This is a genomic window from Sporosarcina sp. FSL K6-3457 (assembly GCF_038007285.1).
Lineage (GTDB): Bacteria > Bacillota > Bacilli > Bacillales_A > Planococcaceae > Sporosarcina.
The window spans coordinates 500,522-517,242 of record NZ_JBBOWX010000001.1; the positions used below are offsets into that span (position 1 = coordinate 500,522).

Here is a 16,721-nt window from a genome sequence, read left to right on the forward strand (position 1 = left end):
TTAATACTCCCTTCTACAATTTCATTAAGCCGATCTATCTTCAGAAATTAGTCATCTATATTTCCTTTTAATCTAGAGAACAGAAAGGATCTTCAACATCCTAGATGTTTTTTTGTATTATTAAATAGTTAAAACTACAGGCAACTTTGCCTAGCAAATTTTTCATTCCTTTTGACCAATTGAAGCAGTGTTAGCGTTTGGGGTATCACTATAGTTTAAGCAAGAGTTCAAAAGCGGATTAAATATTGTAAATGCATCCAAATGACTTTATTATTGCCATTCAAAGAAAAGAGGTAGCCTAATGAAAAATGCCCCCCAAAAAGTAAACAAGTTTAGCTTGCGTAATTTACATGTAAAATTAATTTTTTCTTTTGCATTAATCTTAACGATTCCTGCCTTAGCAATTGGATTGTTATCCTATGACACGGCTAAAAGTGAGATAGAAAAAAATATACTAAATAGTGTTAATGAAAATGTGGCAATGCTGAACAGGGCAATAGACGATACGATTAACCCTAGATTAAAGGACGTTGAAGTTTTAGCGAGTAGAATCACTTCAAATCAATATCAAAAATTTAGCAGTCCTGAAATTCAAAAACCTTTGAAATTTTATCAAGAGACACATCCGGAAATCGATATTGTATATACAGGTAACGAAGCTGGAGTATATATAATGGAGCCGGCGGAGCTGGGCTTACCGGAAGGTTATGATGCGAGAGAAAGAGATTGGTATAAGCAGGCGATGGAACGTAAAGGAGAAATGGTGATTTCAGAACCATATGTTGCTGCGAGCACGGGTGAAATGGTAATAACAATTTCCAAAGTAAATGCTGATGGTTCTGGAGTAGTAGGTATTGATATTAATCTTAATAAGCTACAGGAAGTAGCCCAAACCACTAAAATTGGTGAAGAGGGATATGGATTTATTTTAGACCAAAACAAAAAGTATCTTGCTCACCCCACTGCTAGTTTAGGAAGTGAAGCAGAAGGTACATTCAGTGACAATTTGTATACACAAGAAACTGGTCAGTTAAACGATAAGGTGGGTGGAGATTCGGTTGTCTTGGACTATATTACTAATGAATTGACTGGATGGAAAATAGTCGGGACTATCTACACCAATGAAATTGAAGAGGCGTCTGCCCCTATTTTGCGGATATCATGGTTGGTAGCAGTAATCGCCATAGTCGTAGGAATCATCGCTGTCATCTTCATCATTAAATCCGTTACTAAACCAATCATACAATTAGCGGAATCAGCCGTGAAAGTAAGTGAAGGGGATCTAACGCAATATGTGGAAATAAATACAAGTGATGTCATTGGTAAATTAGGTCAGGCTTTTAATGAGATGATAGATGGTCTGCGCATTCTTACTCAGAAAGTGGAACAGACAGCCGGAAAAGTGGCGGTTGCTTCAGAGCAATTATTTACGAGCACAGAAGAAATAAATGCTGCAACTGAACAAGTATCCTCCTCAATCCAAGAAGTAGCGAAAAATGCGGAAATACAGACAAATACAGTTGATAAAGTGTCTCAAACCTATAGCGAAGTAGCGATTGGTGTTAACAACATTGCCGAACGTTCATCAAAAGTTACAGACCTTTCCCGCCATGCTGTTCTCGAGGCGGATGAAGGAGGGGAAGCCATATCCAAAACAGTTACTCAAATGCAGTCAATTCATACTTCTGTTAGCGAATCACATGAAACTATTCAATCTTTGCATGAGAGTTCCAAAGAGGTTAACGAAATTTTGAGCGTTATTTCAGGTATTGCAGATCAAACAAATTTACTTGCCTTAAATGCTGCCATTGAAGCGGCTCGTGCAGGCGAACATGGAAAGGGCTTTGCGGTTGTAGCAGAAGAAGTAAGGCACCTTGCTGAACAGACGCAAACATCAGCCAAAGAAATTCACTCGATTATTATGAAGATTCAAGATGATACGGAAAATACAGTGGGTATTATGGAGCGTATTACAGAGGACGTAAAAGACGGAGTAGAGATCACGAGAGAAGCTATTGAGAAATTTAATGGAATTCTTCAAACTACCAATGAGATTTCTCCGCAGATGGAAGAAGTTTCAGCGGCGGTAGAGCAAATGTCTGCAGCTATTCAGGAAGTCACTGCACAATCAGATGAAATTGTGCAAGTGGCACAAAGCAACGCTGCAACTTCTGAAGAGGTGGCGGCATCAGCAGAAGAACAGTTAGCGTCGATGGAGGAAATTTCAATTTCAGTTCAGTCGCTTTCTGCTCAGGCAGAAGAATTAAAATCTGCTATAGCTATCTTTAAATACTAAAAATATCTGTAGCAATAACCATTACTCATCTCCTAGATTTTGATGTAACCAGAATGCTAACATTTTGCTAACGCATCAAGTGAGAAACGGTAAATTCTTGTTAAAGATATTACACAATCTCACCTGAGGGGTGGCATGATGTGATCTATCATTTTCAAAATCAAAAGCGTCAACTCCAGTAGGGGTTGGCGTTTTTGATTTTCATTGTATGCGGGCCCATGTTATAATAATTAATTTATGATCATTACGCTTTTCACTTATAATTGAAAGAATGAAACATGGAGGTGTAAAAAATGCAAAAACGATGGACAATCGATAAGATTAAAGAATTTGTTGAGAACAATTCGGAAAGTAAGTTGTTAACGACGGAATATCATGGTTTTTCTCAAAAGTTACTATTTAAATGTGCATGTGGTAGCAACTTTGAAAAAACATTTACGAAATTTAACAATAAAAACCAACGTAAATGTGACGTGTGCCAACCGCCAAAAGAAGCACGATAACGTATAGTGAACAAACGAAGTACTGATTTCTTTTACAGAGAAATTGGTGCTATTTTTATTGTATAGAAATAATAGTTTTCAGTAAGTTTGAGAGAGGATTATTTTGGGTCAGCCTTTATTTCTACGTCTTCACCTTGTGACGTTTCTATTTGCTTGGTATTATTATAAAAAGGTTGCTCATGATTTGTGGTCTAGTTTGACATGTAATGGTTGGTGCCTAAAATGGGGGAGAGGTAGATGAGGCATATACGTAAACGATATTTGTTCGTATGTATAGCAATCTTTTTAATAATAATGGGGGTCGGTGGGCGTAGTAGCCTTGCGCAGCTGGCTGATGGATTTGATTTTAGTGAACAGCAACAATCGAAAGAGTTCTACACAAACTTAGATGGAGAATGGAGTTTCTTTGAAAAACTACTATTAACTCCCGATGAAGTGAAAGAGCAATTAAGAAATGGAATGGGAAAAGTAGTCTCACTTCCAAGCTCATTTCAGACGCAAACGGGAGACATCAATTCATTTGGAACGTACAGCACAACTATTAAAATTCCAGAAGAATATATAGGCGAAACATTAGCTATCCACATACCTTATCAATATAGTGCCTATACGCTTTCTGTCAATCAAACAGAAATCATGAAAAATGGAATCGTGGGGAAAGATTCAACTTCACACACGGCTGAAATGGCTCCGAAAACAGGCTATTTTATTGCACAATCGGATGAAGTGCTGCTGACGATGCAAATATCTAGCTTTGACCATATTCGGGGTGGGGTTGAAAACACCATCTTTGTGGGAGAAGCGTCTGTCGTATCACGGAAGTTTCAAACGGAGATGATGATAACACTTTTCCTAAGTGGAGCTATTTTAATCGTTGGAGTATTTATGATTTTGCTTGCCTGGTATCGGAAAAGTGAGATTATTTTATTCATATTTGGATTATTTGCGATGCTTATTGCCATAAGATCTTTGTTTGCTGTTCCATTTTACTACACGATTTTATTTTCTAATATGTCCTGGCTTTGGGGTACACGTATCGAATATCTATTAACAGAAGCGACATCGATGTTTTATGTCTTGTTGTTATGGAAATGGCATGAGCAGGAATTTTCTAAAAAAGTTATGTATGTGCTTGTCAGTGTTCATACGCTACTAATGATCATTACCCTATTTACACAGCCGGTTTTTTTCCAGGAGCTCTTCTTTACAGTGTTCCAATTAACGATACCTACCTTTATATACTTGGTGTATGTCATCTACAAAAGTATCCGAAATAACAACCGAATCGCCAAAATAAATGCGATGGGTACATTTTTAATATTCGCTGCATTTTTCAATGACTATGCAATTGGGAACGGTTGGTACAATGGCATTGAGTTAATGCTACCGGCAATTGGCATTTATATTATGGTTCATGTCATCGTATTGAGTAAAGATTTTGCTGATTCCGTTTGGAAAATCGAGCAACAAAACAAACAACTAGTAGCTTTAAATGCTTCGAATGAAGAACTTGCGATTCAACTACAAAAAGAGATTAAGCAAAAGGATGATTTTTTAGCGAATACATCCCATGAACTTCGAAACCCTTTACATGGCATTATTAATATTGCGCAGTCTATTTTGAAAAATAGACATAATCAGTTAGACGAAAAAACGCAAAAGGACTTGGAACTTCAACTGACAATTGGACATCATATGTCACGTACTTTAGAAGATTTACTAGATGTTACCCGCCTGAAAGAGCATAGAATCCACCTAGAAAGAGAGCGTCTTGATATACAAGCAATCTCTACAGGTGTTGTTGATATGCTCAAAGTTCTGATTGAAAATAAAAATATTCAAATGGAAGTCCGAATCCCAAGTGATTTTCCTAGTGTGAAAGCGGATAAAAATCGACTGATTCAAATTTTGTTTAATCTTCTACATAATGCGGTGAAATATACGGATGAGGGCATCATTACTATTGATGCAAACATACAAGAGGGAAAAGCTCATATTCATATTACGGATACGGGCGTGGGAATAACTGATAAAACGCTACGTACAATTTTCGAACCCTATAAACAAGGTGATTCTAGTATAACTGCAATTGGGGGTGGACTCGGCCTTGGCCTAAGTATTTGCCGACAGTTAGTGGAAATGCATGGTGGCATCATAAAGGCAAGTTCCGTCTTGGGTGAAGGTTCGGTATTTACCTTTACCTTATCGCTAGCGGAAAATTCTTTTGAAGAACAACTAGTAGCAACGTCGGCCCCAGCTATGGAGATGAGCGAGCTACCACTTAAAGAAATCCCGATTGCAATAAATCATGCAATGATTGAAGCATTTACTAAAAATACAACATCGTTATATAGACCAAGAATTTTGGCCATCGACGACGATCCAGTCAATTTGAAAGTGTTGACGAACATACTTTCTGAAGACCAATATGAGATAGAAATTGTGACTAGCGGAAAAGAAGCATTAAGACAACTTGAGCGGAAAGAATGGGACTTAATTATTTCGGATGTGATGATGCCAGCCATGTCTGGGTATGAATTAACCCGTTCCATTCGGGAGAAATTCTCCATATCTGAACTTCCTATTCTTCTGTTAACAGCACGAAGTAACCCGGAGGATATCTATACTGGTTTTTTAGCAGGGGCAAATGATTACGTCACAAAACCAGTTGATGCGGTGGAGTTAAATGTTCGGGTACATGCTTTAACTGAATTACAAGCATCTATTAATGAGCGGTTGGGGATGGAAGCTGCATGGCTTCATGCACAAATTCGTCCACATTTCATGTTGAATACGCTGAATGCGATTGTTTCATTGAGTGTGACAGATACGTCGAGAATGGCTCGTATTCTTGAGAAGTTTTCACATTATTTACAAAGTAGTTTCAATCTGAAAAACTTAGACAAGGTTGTCCCTCTTCAATATGAACTTGATTTACTTGAATCTTATTTATATATTGAAAAGGAGCGATTTGGAGAGCGACTACATATAAAATGGGAAGTAGATGAAGTCAAAGGTGTAATGATCCCGCCTTTATCTATCCAAACATTAGTAGAAAATGCGGTCAATCATGGAGTGCTGAAGCGAATTGTTGGCGGAGCAATAACGATACGAATCCGCAAAGAAGACGGTTATACGGAAATTACCGTTAGTGATAATGGTGTTGGGATGGATGAAGAAAAAATAAAACAAATCTTTACAATCCAACCGAATTGGAAAAAAGGTATTGGACTAATGAATACCGAACAACGTTTGAAACGATTATATGGTAAAGGTCTGAGTGTTTCCAGCAAACCTGATGTCGGGACAACAGTTACATTTACGGTTCCAAGTAACTTATAGTCAGGAGACATGCTATTAGGGTATTCAATAACACAGTTTACGAACCTGCTTAAAACACTTATGGAATCATCATTGATTCTATAAGTGTTTTTTGCAATTTTCATTGTGTATGAGCTCGTATTATAATGAAAAGTTCAGGATAATTATAGCTTTTATTCACGATTGAATATCACGTTATTCTCAAAAGTTACTATTTAAATTTAACATCGCCACATCTTATATTGGAAAGAGCAGGCAATCCGAATGAGGATGCTGCTCTTTTTAAGAGTCGTCGATTGGAATTAAAGTTTGTACTTTACTTCTACTGCTTTCCCGATAATACGGACTGTATAGCCCTCCCTGATGATGATTGGATCATGATCACTGTTGAGAGGCATCAGTAGAACTGTATCTCCCTGTCTTGTTACTTTCTTTAAGGTAACTTCTTGATCCCCGTTGACTAAAACAGCCGCAATTTCTCCGTAGTCAACTTCTGTTTGCTCACGGATAAGGACGTGAGATCCGTTTGGAATCTTTGGTATCATGCTGTCACCTTTTGCTTCTAAGTAGCAAAGCGATCCACTCGGTAAGTCGACTGGAGATTCGAAGCGGTAGCCTATTATGTTTTCTTGTACAAGTATCGGATCACGGCAAGTGATAATACCTAGAATCGGAATCTTGATTGTTTGTGGAAATACTTCAACTAAATTTGAAGGTCTCTCCTCAGTAAGGTCCGAACGCTTGACGTTGAAGTAGTCCGCCAAGCGTTGCTGGCTTTTCAATCCCGGATACCTTTTTCCCAACATCCAACTAGAGACGGTCGTTTCAGCGATACCGATATCACGAGCCATATCAGTTTGTGTTATCCCTCTACTATCCAAAAACCTTTTGATATTGTCGGATAAAACTTGTCTTTGATACGAAAGTGTTATGTCTTCCTTCATATAAACTCCTCCTTTCATAGCCTATTCTATACCTAAAGTGCAGAGTCTGAAACATGTTTATGGAAAATACTGCACTTTATGTGTTGACGCTGCACTTTAAGTGTATTAATGTGTATGTGACAGCAAAAAAAGGAGGCTTGCGACATGCATCGACATGTTGATTTGGGTCTTAAAGCGGCCCGTGTAGAAAAAGGTTTTACGCAAGAAGCTTTGGCTGAAAAGTTGGGCGTATCAAAGAAAACCTTGGCTAGTTGGGAGAATGGAGAGGTAGAATTAAAGCCTCTCGCACTCTATGCGATAGCGTATGTGTTTCAAATGGATGCCGATTATCTAAGGGTACCAGATAAGAGATAATTCAGTGGTTAACACTGCACTTTAAGTGCATTTATTATAGGTATAAGGAAGTGGGTAATTATAAAACTAAAATATCTTTTTGGAGAGCATATGAGTAATTACTCACTCTTTTGGATAGGTTTGATTAGTGTATATATTAAAATAATCATTCGAGTGGAAGTTGTGTTTTTTCGTTCAAGTAATGGAAGATGTGGCAGCTAGCTCTACACAATTCGCCCGATTAGCTGAAGAGTTAAATGGTCTTGCTCAACAGTTTAAAATCTGATAATGACTCCGTTAGTTAAGGGGATGGAATGTGAGATAAATAGATGATTAATGGGGTGTAGGAGTGGAAGAAATTTTTGTTGGACAACAGCCTATATTAGATGTGAATGGCGATCTTTTTTCGTTTGAGCTGTTGTATCGAAATAGCGATAGCAATGCTTTCCCGGATGTGGATTCTGAACTAGCGACAATAGCGGTTATTGTGAATACATATTTGTCGCCAGGATTTGAACAGATTGCGGCGAAGAAAGTATTCATCAATTTTTCGGCTACGCTTCTTATGACAGATATTTTTGATATTCTTGATCCTAATCGAGTTGTCATTGAGATTTTAGAGGATGTAGTCATGACATCTACTCTTTTGACAAGGCTGAAGAAGTTGAAGAGTATGGGATTCCGACTTGCACTAGATGACTTTATTCTGCAAAGCCAACATAGTGTATATCCGGATTTATTTCAATCCATTGATTACATTAAAGTAGATTTTATTTCCACTACCGAGTCACAGCGATCTGCAATAGAGGCATTGAAAGTCAAGCATCCCCATATTATCCTACTAGCCGAAAAAGTAGAGACAAATCAGCAGTTTGAAGTGGCGAAGTCTTTAGGTTATGAACTCTTTCAGGGCTATTTTTTTGCGAAACCAGATATCATTAAGGGAAAGAAGTTGCCTTCAGATACCTTGCTTTACTTTGAAATTCTGAAACTATTGAACAAAGAGGATCCCAACATTGAGGAGATTGCGGCATTAATTATGCGAGATATCTCATTGACCTACAAACTGCTCAGACATATAAATACGCATGCGTTCAGGTCTTCAAAAAAAATCAGCTCCATTCACCATGCAATTGCCAGAATGGGGTTACAGAAATTTAAAAAATGGATTCAATTTCTCGCTATTTATCAAAAAGGTTCTGAGGGAATGAACGGAGATATTAAAGTGCTTGTGAATTTCTCTTTAACAAGAGCGAATGTGTGTGAATTGCTGGCTATGCGAAGTGGGAAGCACGAAACTGATGAATATTACATGTTAGGTATGTTTTCACTCATCGATTTGATATTAAAGCGGAGCAGAGCAGATATCTTTTCGCTATTGCCTGTATCCAAGCAGATTATTAAGACGTTAGGTGGCCAGCAAACCGAAATGAGCTCTTATCTTCAAATAGCAAAAGCTCTTGAACGTTTGGATTTTAGGGATGCTATTCAACGTGCAGAACGGCTAGGCATAAGTGAGAGAGAGTTAAGCGAACTTGCGTTAAAAGCGGCTGTTGTTTGACTAATGGGAAGCTAAATGCTAGAAGTTAATGTTTTGGAGGATGTTTTTGCAGAGATTATTGATCTCGACGGAAGCATCCTTTTTGTATTCTTTGTGACGTGAGTATAGGGCTTCATTGACATAAGTAAATAATAAAAAGGGGTAACTACTTAGGTATCTATGTTGATATAAAAAATTCTATCAACAACGCTTGGCGCTAGGGGATGCCTCCCGCGATAAGCCTAATAGAAGACCACTATTAGTCTTATCGCTTCGGCCACCCCTGTTAGGCGCCTTCGCTGGAGATTCGCTGGTATCATTTGTTCAACCCACATAGATTCATTCTATTTGAAGGAGAATTCTCCACGTGTGACGGAGAGGAGTGAGGAAAGGATATCACGACCTTGTTTGCGAAGCGTGGAAATAAATCCGTGGATTTTGGCAAATTGTTTAGCCACTTCAAGTGTGCGGAAATGGCCTGATACTTTCTGTTTCACTTTCATCATTCGGATGTCCCGTTCTGCTTGACTGTTATCAAAAGGCACACGTGCATCTCGAACAAACCGCAATATAGCGGTTTTATGGAGTAGGAAGCGTGTAGCTAGATTAGCGGCTTTACTCTTTTTCTTTCGACCCCGTTTGAGTGGGGCATCCACTACGGGATCAGTGACCCATTCTTTTGCACCACGCTCGAGAATTCTGATGTAGCGCATTTCCCATTCAAGAGCGTCCGCTCCTTTTATCGGTATATCTTCGAGTCTCCATTTTTTCTTGTGGTGACAGGCTTCTTGTAAAAGTTCTTTCATATCTGCAGCCCATTGATGGCCATCATAATTGATGATACCTTGACACTCACGAAGAAGATGAGCACCACATAGGGCATGATCAAATGAATAGTCAGCCGTAAAATAGGAAGCCCAACAGTCGTGGACAAGAATCCCGTGGTACTTGGGTAAGACATCGTGATCCTTGATCGCTATTTTCCCTCGTTTTTCATGGACATGATAAAGTGTCCAGTCAGAACTGCTAACCGTATGTAACCAGTGCATTTTATCCTCAATGCGCATCCTTGTTTCGTCCGCATGGACGACGGCACTTTTCAATAGTTCTTCTCGTATGTATGCAGTATGGGGCTCAATTTTAGTAGAGATAGAGGACAAACGGTGCAGAAGGGTGGCTTAGCTAGGACGATAGCCGGTCATGTCGTGAAATAGTTGACTGATACGTTCAAGGGGAAGATGGTGGTATGTATGTAAATAGGCGCACGTGGCAATCCAATTGTCTCCATATTGGACAGGTGCTTTCACGTTTTCCGGGGAAGGTGCATGTTGTTGCGTGTCACAGTTCGGACAGCACTTTTTTTTCAATCCGGTGCTCTGTAACCACAACACGGGGAATCGGTAAATCGAATACTTGTCGACGGATATACCCTTCCGATGGTAAATCTGCAAGAGAAGTTTCACAGTGTAAGCAGACTTCGACCTTATGCCATTTGACTTCATCTGGCTGATCAATCGGTTTGAGAGTATAGCCGTCATGATCCTTTGGGGCGCCCATCTTACCTCCAGATTTCCGCAGACTTTTAGGCTTGCGTAAACCATCGCTAGATGGCGGTTTACTACTGTTAGTACTTGTTAACCCTACTTGTCGTTCTAGTTCTTTTACGCGTGTTACTAGTTTAACAATATGGGTTTTCTGTTGTTCAATTTGGACCTCCAACTTTTCAATATAAAGGAGAAGATTCATGATAAAAGATGCAATTTCAATGGGTTCTCCATGACTAATCTCTTCAATTTTTTTGGCTGTATATTTCATTGGAATTTTCTCCTTTCTCTATACAATGAACTTATGATTTTTATGTGATTTCCAGCGAAGGCGTCTACTGGGGTCGCCGAAGCAATGAGACTGACAGCGGTTTTCTGTCTGGCTCATTGCGGGAGGCATCCCCAAGAGCCGAGCGCTGTTGGTAAGAGTCACAATAGTAGAGTTAGTAAATAGATACCCATATTGAGAGTTTTGAAACAATTTAAGTACCTGAGTAGTTACAAAAAGGGTATATGTAAGCCTTGAACTGGGAAGTAGGATTCACTGACATCAAAAACATATCGTTTCAATGATAGGAGGTTCGTAAGTACACATTCGAAAATAAATATAGTTGCAAATTTAAAAGCTCTCTTGTATGATAAGAATTCAAATCGTAATCATTACGCTTTGTAAATACGAAGGAGGAATTAATTCAATGAATAAAAAGTTTTTGTCTATTTTATCAATTATTAGCCTATTGCTGCTCGCAGCATGTGGCAACAAAGAGCAAGCGAAGGAGAAGGGAGAAGCGGAAGGTAGTGCAGATGTCGTATCCGTCTATACAACTGTCTACCCGCTTCAATATTTCACCGAACGGATTGGTGGGGATGCGGTCGATGTACACTCTATTTATCCGCCTGGGGCAGATGAGCATACGTTTGACCCTACGCAAAAGGATATGATAGCACTTGCTGATTCGGATTTATTCTTTTATATCGGACTTGGTCTTGAAGGATTTGTGGAGAATGCTGAAAAAACAATGAAAGGCGAAAATGTTAAAATGATTCCGGTCGCTAACGATATTTCCGAAGAGTCGCTAGGCAAGGGACATGATCACGATCATGGTGAGGAAGGGCATGAATCACATGATCGTGGTGAGGAAGGGCATGAATCGCATGATCACGGTGAGGAAGGGCATGAATCACATGATCACGGTGAGGAAGGTCATGAATCGCATGATCATGATGAGGAAGGCCATGACTCGCATGATCACGATCACGAGGAATTCGACCCTCATGTATGGATTTCTCCTGTACTAAGTATAGAGCTCGCAGCAGTCATTAAAGACTCGCTCATAGAGGCATCTCCTGAAAAGAAAGATATGTTTGAGGAAAACTTTGAAGGGCTAAAAAAGGATTTACTTGAACTCGATCAACAATTTAAAGACATGGTTTCTCATGCTGCTATCAAAACATTTTTCGTCTCACATGCAGCTTTCGGTTATATCGCTAATACGTATGGGCTTGAACAAGTTGCAGTTGCTGGATTAAATTCACAAAGCGAACCTTCACAAAAACAACTGGCTTCTCTCGTTGAATACGCGAAAACACATAACTTGAAATATGTTTTATTCGAACAAAATGTCTCCTCTAAACTCACTGACATCATTCGAAAAGAAATTGGAGCGGATTCACTAATGCTGCATAATCTTGGTGTCCTAACGGCTGAGGATGTAGAAAACAACGAGGATTACCTGTCATTAATGAAATATAACATTGAAACACTGGCGAAGGCGTTGAGCACAAAGTAAAAATCGAGGAGTGGAGAAATGAAAGAAAAAATACCTGTTACAGTATTAAGTGGCTACTTAGGTTCGGGGAAGACGACATTATTGAATCATATTTTACACAATCAAGCTGAGTTGAAAATTGCTGTCATCGTTAATGATATGAGTGAAGTGAACATCGATGCTACTTTGATTAAACAGGGTGGTTTTTCGCGCACAGAAGAAAAGTTGGTGGAGCTACAAAATGGTTGTATTTGCTGCACCCTTCGAGAGGATTTAGTGCTTGAAGTGGAAAAGCTTGTGGCGCTTGGTGATATCGACTACATCGTTATCGAATCTTCAGGGATCAGTGAGCCGATTCCGGTTGCGCAGACATTTACCTATGTAGACGAAGCACTAGGCATTGAGTTGTCGAAGCTTTGCCGGCTAGATACAATGGTTACCGTTGTAGACGCCAATGCTTTTTGGAGAGATTTTACTTCCGGTGAAACGTTACTTGACCGACGGGAGGCTGCAACGGAAGCTGATGAACGAGAGATTGCCGATTTGCTTATCGACCAGATTGAATTTGCCAATGTACTGTTGTTGAACAAGACGGATTTAGTTCCGACGGAGAAGGTGGGTGAGTTGAAAGGTATGCTTTATGCATTAAATCCTGATGCGAAGATCATCGAAACAGTGCAATCCCAACTGGCATTAAGTGAAGTGCTCGACACAAGATTGTTTGATTTTGAGATGTCTAGTCAAAGTGCTGGCTGGCTCAAGGAGCTGAACGAAGAGCATGTTCCGGAGACAGAAGAGTATGGGATTGCGTCGTTTGTTTACCGGAGCCAACAGCCATTCCATCCGGAGCGCCTGATGAATTGGATGTTAGAGTGGCCGGTTGAAATTGTCCGCGCAAAAGGATTTCTATGGCTGGCGACTCGTAATGATATCGCAGTTTTACTATCTCAAGCGGGTCCATCCCTCAGTATCGAAGGAGTCGGCGTTTGGGATGAAGAATTCGGTGGAAAAATGACTGAACTTGTAATGATCGGTATTAGAATGAATCAACAGGAAATTACGGCAGGTTTAAATAGATGCTTGTTAACGGATGAAGAATTAGTGCAGGACTGGACAAGCTTTGTTGATCCATTGCCCGATTTTCAACTAGCAATTTGATCTATATGAGGAGGAATAAGCATGAGAGTGAATATCACATTAGCCTGTACAGAATCAGGAGACCGCAATTACACAACGACAAAAAACAAACGCAATAATCCCGAGCGCATTGAATTAAAGAAATACAGCCCGCGCTTGAGAAAAGTCACTGTTCATAGAGAAACAAAGTAAAAAAATTTGCTGGTTTTTAAATCGTAATGATTACTAATTAAGAGGTGGAGTAGATTGGCAAAGAAATCCAAGGTGGCGAAAGACAAAAGGCAGCGGAAGTTGGTTGCACATTATGCGGCACTTCGCAAAGAACTGAAGGAGAAGGGCGACTATGAAGCTTTAAATAAGCTACCCAAGAACTCTTCCCCGACACGATTGAAAAACCGGTGCGAATTGACAGGCAGACCAAGAGGATATATGCGGAAATTTAACATGTCGCGTATTGCCTTCAGAGAGCTTGCGCATAAGGGACAATTACCAGGTGTTAAAAAAGCAAGTTGGTAATGATTATTCAACCATTCTTTTTCCTAAAGAATGGTTGAATTTTACCAAGGTAAAATATCTGAGGTGTGGGAAATGAATGAGCGATTAATGGCTTCTTTGTTAAGAAGCGAGGTTAAAAAGCTTTCGGAAGAAAAAAGAAGCCTGTATCGGTTTGTTAGTGAGATAGAGGATTGTCTAGCCCAAAGTGCAGACACAGCAGATCATTTTCTTAGTCTTTTGGTGGAGCACGCTCCGTATGAACTTGCAAGTCGTCATTTTGGTTTACCTTATACAGAAGTGGCTCGTCTAATGGATGATATTGAAATAGAGTTAACTATAAAAATGGAAATGAGATGTAAAAGGTTAAAACTGATTGACTGTACGGATTACTTTCAGCAAAAAGCTGACAAGAATCGTGAGGGACATGTGTTCTTATTTATTAGTTAAAAATTTTGATTTTGGTAGGAAATTATTTAGTATATTACTCAACTTTCGCACACCAAAATCGGCAAATAAGCCTTGATATAACTGGGTAACCCGGCCATCCATTGCTGCAGTTGACTTTCGACTAGCTGACTGAGCTTGGAATTGGTCTTTTTCAGGACATCCTGAAAAAGCTCGATCAACTGCTGTAAAGCAACAGCCCAATCCAGTTCATTTACTTCATCACATAATTCATAAAAAAGCCCACCTAATGTCCGTTCGTCGGTGTGACAACGATGTTGCCAGGCGAGTACGAGGTAACGGGCAAACACAATCGTCGTATGGGGCTAATCAACCCGTCGTCTTGAAAAACACCTCAATATCCCAACGCATCCCGTAAATTCGCACAATTTCTTGTTAGGAAAGCGTACAGTCGGTGCTAAGAATAGCGAGCCATTCACTTTTCTTATTTCGATTTTGAATGAAAACAATTTTCACGGGTGTCCCATTCGCCGTCACGCAATGAATGGAACGAAGGATGCTCTTTTTATCTTGTACAAGCTGCGCCAAACGGTAAAGTTTCTTCAAATCAACCAACTGGTCACCCACTGCGTAACGCTGTTTCGTTGCCTTGACCATGCCGATCACATCAATCCCTTGGTCAACAATTCCTTTGATAAGAGGTGGCATTGTAAACCAAGAATCCATCAAGACATAACTTGCGTCAATTCCACTCGAAAGCGCACGCTGAATCATAGCTGGAATTTGTTCAGGAGCCGTTTGTAACGCATTTACACGGCGTTTATAGCCAGATGTACGCTTATCGATATCCGCTTGAATTCCATTTATTTGAGAGTTTTTCGAGCTGAGTAAAGAAAAATCAACCGGCATAAACGTGTAGCCATCTGACCAGCCCAATGTAAGCATTCGGAAACCTTTGTAAAAACGCATTTTTGGTGAGGCGTGATCAAAACAGCGAGCGAGAAGCTCTACCTTTTTACTGCGATTTCGATCAAAAGATGAGTCATCAATAATAAACACCTATGGACGAGTTTGGTCCGTGAGGTGTCCCACTTTTTGAATCGTAGAGGCACTGAAAGCTAGTAAAAACCGTCGCCAATTGAACGTGGATTGATTTAAGAATCGGTACACGGCATCTTTAGCTGGATAGCGCTCCGCTTTCTTTGATTCTAAAAGAGAAAACCAATTTCTATGTTGGAAAATCAAACAAAAGACAATTTGAAATAGGTATGAAGAGCTGAAACCCACTGACTTTTGAATACCGGCATTACGCAAGTGTTTGAAAATCTCTAGCTCTGAGAAAACAGAGCGAAGTTCTTTAGGTAGTTGATTATTATCATGGTTATGATCTATCATATTAGTAGGCACCTCTTCTATGTGGTAGTGATTTCTCGATAATCTCACTATACCAAAAGAATGAGGTGTTTTTTTCATTTATGAAATTGTCAATGGACCTATTGATTAGGCCATAAAACTAGTTCAACCAACTGATCACACTGTTTTATTAGGTGCGAAAGTTGAATTATTTTATTAATGTAATTAATATTTTTCTAAAATATTAATTATTTTTTTAAGTGTATTTTGGGTTATATCAAAATCTTTTTTATCATTAGTTGTTTGCAGGACAGAAATAACTAAGTTTTTATAACTTATTGTTACTAAATCAGTAGCATTTGCTAACTGGGTATTTATTTCATAATCACTATCAATTTTGTAATAAATCATATCCTCCCCAATATAGGAACCAGTATATGATAAAATAATTGTAAGCAATACTGAAGAATCTTCATTTTCTAGAAATAATGTTTCTTGAGTTGATTTTGAGTTTTCACTAAGTTTTCCATCTAAAGTAAGCCACTCTCTAGAATTAAAAGTTAAATCCTTGTCAACAACTACTAAATCAGGAACAACAGTAGAATCTTTCAATTTGAAACCATCGACGAATAAGTTTTTATTCATATGATTAAAAAGGCTTCTGAAATCTTCGAAACTGATTTTATTATTATCGTTTATTATTTCCACTGACTCTGGCTTTGTCTTCGCTTCAATTATGTTTGTATTTTCTTCCGGTATTACTTGCTTATTATCAGAACATCCCCAGAGTAAGTTTGATAACATACATGTCGCTAATAACAAATTCACTTTTTTCATTTTAACACTCCGTTTTTCCTCTTTAATAATTAATATTTTTCAAAGTAGCTGCAACAAACTAGCATATTATTAAATTGCAGTCTGCTACTTTTTCATCAATCCACCTCCATTTACTTCTAATACAACCTTCTTCGCAACCCACCCCCCTCCTTTTTTCCTAATATAACCATAACACGTAACATGGATTAATTGCAAATTTTTCCCTAATTTTAGAAAATAAAAACAACAAACGTTAAATATGATT

At 38.9% G+C, this 16,721-nt stretch carries 14 protein-coding genes and 1 pseudogene; 10 read left to right on the forward strand and 5 right to left on the reverse strand.

From position 1 onward, the window contains the following. Positions 1–301: 301 nt before the first annotated feature. From N1I80_RS02560 to N1I80_RS02570, 3 genes are all read left to right on the forward strand, one after another. Complete coding sequence (locus tag N1I80_RS02560; RefSeq protein WP_340736399.1) at positions 302–2,296, forward strand: methyl-accepting chemotaxis protein; 1,995 nt, start codon at positions 302–304, stop codon at positions 2,294–2,296. 293 nt (positions 2,297–2,589) lie between these two features. Then, a complete protein-coding gene (locus N1I80_RS02565; protein WP_340736400.1) occupies positions 2,590–2,799 on the forward strand; it encodes a hypothetical protein in 210 nt (69 codons plus the stop codon). A gap of 237 nt (positions 2,800–3,036) precedes the next feature. Then, entirely contained in the window at positions 3,037–6,141 is a 3,105-nt protein-coding gene (locus tag N1I80_RS02570; RefSeq protein WP_340736401.1) for an ATP-binding protein, read from the forward strand. Between the two features lie 281 nt (positions 6,142–6,422). On the opposite strand, the gene N1I80_RS02575 is transcribed toward N1I80_RS02570, so the two are convergent. After that, complete coding sequence (locus tag N1I80_RS02575; RefSeq protein WP_340736402.1) at positions 6,423–7,064, reverse strand: LexA family protein; 642 nt, start codon at positions 7,062–7,064, stop codon at positions 6,423–6,425. 144 nt (positions 7,065–7,208) lie between these two features. Here N1I80_RS02575 and N1I80_RS02580 point away from each other — a divergent pair, with 144 nt between their 5' ends. Then, positions 7,209–7,418 carry a helix-turn-helix transcriptional regulator gene (locus N1I80_RS02580; protein WP_340736403.1) on the forward strand — a complete coding sequence of 70 codons (210 nt, stop codon included), beginning with the start codon at positions 7,209–7,211 and terminating at the stop codon, positions 7,416–7,418. 328 nt (positions 7,419–7,746) lie between these two features. Beyond that, positions 7,747–8,958, forward strand: a complete 1,212-nt coding sequence (locus tag N1I80_RS02585; RefSeq protein WP_340736404.1) for an EAL and HDOD domain-containing protein — start codon at positions 7,747–7,749, stop codon at positions 8,956–8,958. Between the two features lie 323 nt (positions 8,959–9,281). Here N1I80_RS02585 and tnpC read toward each other — a convergent pair whose 3' ends face one another. Continuing rightward, the gene (gene tnpC, locus N1I80_RS02590; protein WP_445683629.1) at positions 9,282–10,097 is read right to left on the reverse strand and encodes an IS66 family transposase; all 816 of its coding nucleotides are present in this window, start codon (positions 10,095–10,097) and stop codon (positions 9,282–9,284) included. 178 nt (positions 10,098–10,275) lie between these two features. Continuing rightward, positions 10,276–10,752 carry a DUF6444 domain-containing protein gene (locus tag N1I80_RS02595; protein ID WP_340736405.1) on the reverse strand — a complete coding sequence of 159 codons (477 nt, stop codon included), beginning with the start codon at positions 10,750–10,752 and terminating at the stop codon, positions 10,276–10,278. A gap of 424 nt (positions 10,753–11,176) precedes the next feature. On the opposite strand from N1I80_RS02595, the gene N1I80_RS02600 reads away from it, so the two are divergent. From N1I80_RS02600 to N1I80_RS02620, 5 genes are all read left to right on the forward strand, one after another. Continuing rightward, entirely contained in the window at positions 11,177–12,271 is a 1,095-nt protein-coding gene (locus N1I80_RS02600; protein WP_340736406.1) for a metal ABC transporter solute-binding protein, Zn/Mn family, read from the forward strand. A gap of 18 nt (positions 12,272–12,289) precedes the next feature. Beyond that, positions 12,290–13,408, forward strand: a complete 1,119-nt coding sequence (locus N1I80_RS02605) for a GTP-binding protein (protein ID WP_340736407.1) — start codon at positions 12,290–12,292, stop codon at positions 13,406–13,408. A 21-nt stretch (positions 13,409–13,429) separates the two neighbouring features. After that, positions 13,430–13,579 carry a 50S ribosomal protein L33 gene (gene rpmG / locus N1I80_RS02610; RefSeq protein ID WP_340736408.1) on the forward strand — a complete coding sequence of 50 codons (150 nt, stop codon included), beginning with the start codon at positions 13,430–13,432 and terminating at the stop codon, positions 13,577–13,579. Positions 13,580–13,633: 54 nt separating this feature from the next. Continuing rightward, complete coding sequence (gene rpsN / locus N1I80_RS02615) at positions 13,634–13,903, forward strand: 30S ribosomal protein S14 (protein WP_340736409.1); 270 nt, start codon at positions 13,634–13,636, stop codon at positions 13,901–13,903. Between the two features lie 72 nt (positions 13,904–13,975). Next, a complete protein-coding gene (locus tag N1I80_RS02620) occupies positions 13,976–14,329 on the forward strand; it encodes a hypothetical protein (RefSeq protein WP_340736410.1) in 354 nt (117 codons plus the stop codon). Positions 14,330–14,367: 38 nt separating this feature from the next. Here N1I80_RS02620 and N1I80_RS02625 read toward each other — a convergent pair. Then, positions 14,368–15,682 (reverse strand): annotated as a pseudogene (locus tag N1I80_RS02625) (IS4 family transposase). A 183-nt stretch (positions 15,683–15,865) separates the two neighbouring features. After that, positions 15,866–16,477 carry a hypothetical protein gene (locus N1I80_RS02630; protein ID WP_340736411.1) on the reverse strand — a complete coding sequence of 204 codons (612 nt, stop codon included), beginning with the start codon at positions 16,475–16,477 and terminating at the stop codon, positions 15,866–15,868. Between the last annotated feature and the right edge of the window lie 244 nt (positions 16,478–16,721).